The sequence below is a fragment of the bacterium genome, assembly GCA_030247525.1.
Taxonomy (GTDB): Bacteria; Electryoneota; JAOADG01; order JAOADG01; family JAOADG01; genus JAOTSC01.
In genome coordinates this window covers 1-4188 of record JAOTSC010000231.1, presented here as the reverse complement: position 1 = coordinate 4188, position 4188 = coordinate 1, and the positions used below count along the sequence as shown (strand labels likewise).

The 4188-nt window shown below is 43.1% G+C and carries 2 protein-coding genes; one reads left to right on the top strand and one right to left on the bottom strand.

Going from position 1 to position 4188, the window contains the following annotated elements:
- The coding region (locus OEM52_14295; protein ID MDK9701306.1) for a T9SS type A sorting domain-containing protein at window positions 1-2016 on the top strand (2016 nt) is incomplete at its 5' end.
- Between the two features lie 537 nt (window positions 2017-2553).
- Here the strand turns inward: OEM52_14295 and OEM52_14290 are convergent.
- On the bottom strand, window positions 2554-4188 hold a 1635-nt coding region (locus OEM52_14290; GenBank protein ID MDK9701305.1), incomplete at its 5' end, for a YCF48-related protein.

Below are 4188 nucleotides of genomic sequence, written 5' to 3'. Positions count from 1 at the left end.
GGTGATGGAAAAGAAAATGTTCGCGACATGGTTCCCGAGTCGCGAACCACTGTAGGAATTTCTTCTCGAACCCCGAATACCGAATCCCGAACCCCTACGAATGGAACCCCCATTGCCCAATCCCCATTGCCCATTGCCGAGCTTCTCCTGCCAACATCATTGGGAGAATTGCGAACGGCACTGCCAAGTGTGTATCAAGTGTCGGCAAATGGTACCCGGAATGAAATCGATGCGGCTTTCCACCTCACCGACCAAAACACGTTCGGCATAGTACTCCCCAATGGTTACCAACCAAATCTCACCCTCCGCATCGATCCCCTCATTTACAGTACGTTTTTAGGGGGAAGTGGCAACGATTTTGCTTATACAGTATCAAACGATGGTTTAAACGGAATAATTGTTAGTGGATATACTGCAAGTGTTGATTTCCCGACCTCTATCGGTGCGATAGATACTTCGATTCATGGATTGGATTGCTTTGTAAGCAGACTCAATCTTACTAACCAACAACTAATATATTCTACTTATTTAGGAGGTTCGAATGGGGATTATGGGACTGCGATAGCAAATGAAAGTAACGGAAATTGCACTGTCACTGGTATAACCATGAGTACAGATTTTCCCACGACTCCGGGGGTCGGTGATTTACAGCTAAATGGAACACAAGACTGCTTTGTTGCTCATTTAAATTCGACCGGATCGCAATTACTCTATAGTACTTATCTTGGAGGTTCATATGAAGAACAACCATACGATATCGCAACAGACAACACTGAAGGTGTTTTTGTCGTAGGAATGACAAATAGTCGAGATTATCCAACAACGAATAATGCTTGGTGCCGTTTTTTCATTGGTGGTAGTGGTTTTCCTACTTGGGGTGGAGATTGCTTTATTACTCACATAAATAGCACAGGGTCTCAGTTGTTATATAGTTCTTTTTTTGGTGGTACTTTAGATGAGGTTTGCGGCTCTATTTATGTGAGCCCACACCTTGAAGTTACTGTTACTGGATGGACGACCAGCTCTGACTTCCCAACAACACCCGGCGTTTACGATTCAGTTTATTCAAGTAATAATTCGAGATGGAATGGAGAGTGCTTCATTTCTTGTTTTGATAGTTCTGGATCGAATTTGTTGTTTAGTACATTTTTAGGAAATGATAGTGCATCCGTTGGTAAGTGCATATTGAGAGAAACTAATGGTGATATCATTGTTGCAGGTGAAGCGTATGGCAATTTTCCCGTAACTCAGGTTGCATATGATACAACGTTCAACGGCGAAGGTGATTATGGTGGAGATCTATTCATAGCAAGACTGAATAGTAACGCTTCGCAACTATTGCAAAGTACCTATCTGGGCGGTTCAATTTCGGATCAATTGCAAGGAATGGAAAAGTTAGAAAATGGTCAAATCGCTGTTTTTGGTACGACTTATAGTAGTGATTTACCAACAACAACTACGGCAATATCCCGTATTTTACAAGGATCAACCGATAGCTATGTATCAATTCTAAATAACTCCCTTTCTCAATTGCAGTTTTCAACGTACCTAGGCGGAACTAACCGAGATGATGCTCGCGGATGTTGTGGAAGTGGTGAATCAGTAATATGTGTAGGTGGTACAAGTTCAACCGATTTTCCGCGTACTACTAGCGGGTTCGATACTTCATATAACGGAGGTTCTGCGGACTGTTTTATTTGCCTTTTTCAAACTGATTCTACAGGAGTTACTTCGAGCGAGCAATCAATTCCCAATGAATATCTGTTGTCGCAGAATTACCCCAACCCATTCAACACTTCCACCACTATTTCCTACTCACTTTCTAAACCGGGAATGGTCGAACTAAGACTATTCGACATTACTGGTCGGGAAGTGGCTACACTCGTGAATCAAAAACAGCAAACCGGCAGTTATCGAGTAACCTTCGATGGTAAGAATCTTTCATCGGGAACCTATTTCATGCGGATGCAAGCCGGAGAATTTGTGAAGACGCAGAAGATGGTGTTGTTGAAATAGCATACTGTTGGAATTGTGATCAAACCGCCGAACTGACGATTCTGTCTGTGTGCTGACAACAGTGATTGCGGAGTCCGTTCAAATTCATTATGCTTGATCGCGATTATTATCCTACGCCTTGTAACAGCTTGCTTGCGCATTGATATACTGACGAAAAGTAATCATGAGATATGCCCAAACTGTTTTCAAGTTTCGACAGTGCTGAGTTGTGATTTTCATCACGGTATAACGAAAAAAAGGCTTCGTGGTTAGTGGGTCTTTTTTTTGAATGTAGCGGGGGGTGGTCTCAGTACACGTGATGAGCCGGTACTTGCAACAATCGTCATTCATTCTAACGTCAGAAACAGAAAGAATGGAAATGCTCCGTAATCTGCAATGGAAATTGGAGCGAACTGCAATGATGAGAAACTTGAGAGCTATTGTTTACGATATCTGCTACCAGAAATACTTCCGTGTTAAAACCGTCGCGGGTTTGTTACGAGTTACTTGCAAACATCTAATTGACCTGATCGACAGTCGACAAACCTGCCTATTCCTCTACTTGCGCGGAAGCCCATAGTACAAGATTGTTCCCCCGTCGCCGACAATCCAGCCGTTCCGCTCGTTGATAAATGTCATCGCGTTTAGTCTATTCACCACCAGTGGATAGGATTGCATTAAACTCATACCGGTTTTCTTGAAATAAATGCTGGGTTGACTGCGTACAAGTGTCCATGTCACATCACCGATAGTGTAGCTGTACTCGCCTCGGTACTCGTACTTCAGTTCTTTACAATTGGTAATGGTGATAATACCCGAAGCGGATTCTGTCACATTGTAGGAACCAAACGGTGTTTCCCGATCGTGTAATCGGGCATTGGAAATGGATAACGTAAGATTCTCCTCCTCCATCCGCTCCCAATTCACGCCACCATCGGTTGTATACAACAGCAGATTAATCGAATTGTTATATCGTTCCTCTACACCAGTGAGGATAACACAATTCTTGGAAAATGTCTTAATCTTGGTGAGATTTTTGTTGGTGCCGCTAAATTGTTCTTCCCAAGTGATTCCACAGTCTGAAGTATGAAGAATTGTCCCCGAAGCGCCAACAGCCCACCCATTCAAACGATCAAAGTAATCAATCAGGTTGATTCGGTAGATACTGGCAGGCGCATTTTGCTTGTCCCAGTGTTTTCCCCCATCGAAGGAAATATATCCCGATCCATAGATGCAATTGATAACACAAATAGAATCGGTTACGGATATGTGAGTAAATCTTAGAGAACTGTCTTTTGGCGTTTGGAATAATGTGAGCCAGGTTTGCCCGCCATTACTGGTGTGAAGTACCGTTTCGTATCCCAATGCCCACAACCTAAGAGTGTCAAGATAGGCGATTTGGGTAAGGTTACCAGTCGATCCAGAAGAAACCGTTATCCACGATTCCCCTCCATCGGTCGTAGTCTTTATCAATCCATATCTCCCTACGACCCAACCGTGAGTAGGTGACACGAAATGAAAGTCTTCAATGTTTTCATGTTCGTTATCATTTGTCTGTTTCTGGAAGGTTATCCACGTTTTTCCGCCATCAGTCGTTCTTGAAATGTTACACGCATAACTTATTATCCAACCACGATTTTGATCGATAAACTTGACTAAGCGCGGGTACATATACTCATGGTTTGGATATGTCAGCCAGGAAATGCCACCGTCGGTCGTTCTCATGGTTTCCCGTTGTGTTACAATCCAACCGTTCATGGCATCGAGAAATGTGAAAGTCTCATATCCTTGTGAAGGATTCCAGTGGACAGGGTTCCAATGAATGCCTCCATCCGTTGTTTTCCGAAGCGTATCATCCCCGAAACATGACCACCCTATCAAGGTATCGACAAATAGTTGATTACGTAGATAATTCATCTCTTCGGTTTTTCGTTTTATCCACGTTACTCCGCCATCGGTTGTAACGCTAAATAGATCCTTTCCATGAGTTACCCATCCAAGTTTTTGCGAGATGAATTTTACTTTACCAATACCGTACTCAAATTCAAGGTTTGTTGCCAACCAGGTGGATCCGCCATCCGAAGTCTTGAAGAGTTTTTTCCCGTCAGATAACCAACCGGTCGTTTCATCGATAAACGTCAGGTTGTAATTGGCCCGATTCTTTCTATCATTGTCGATTAATATGGAGATGTG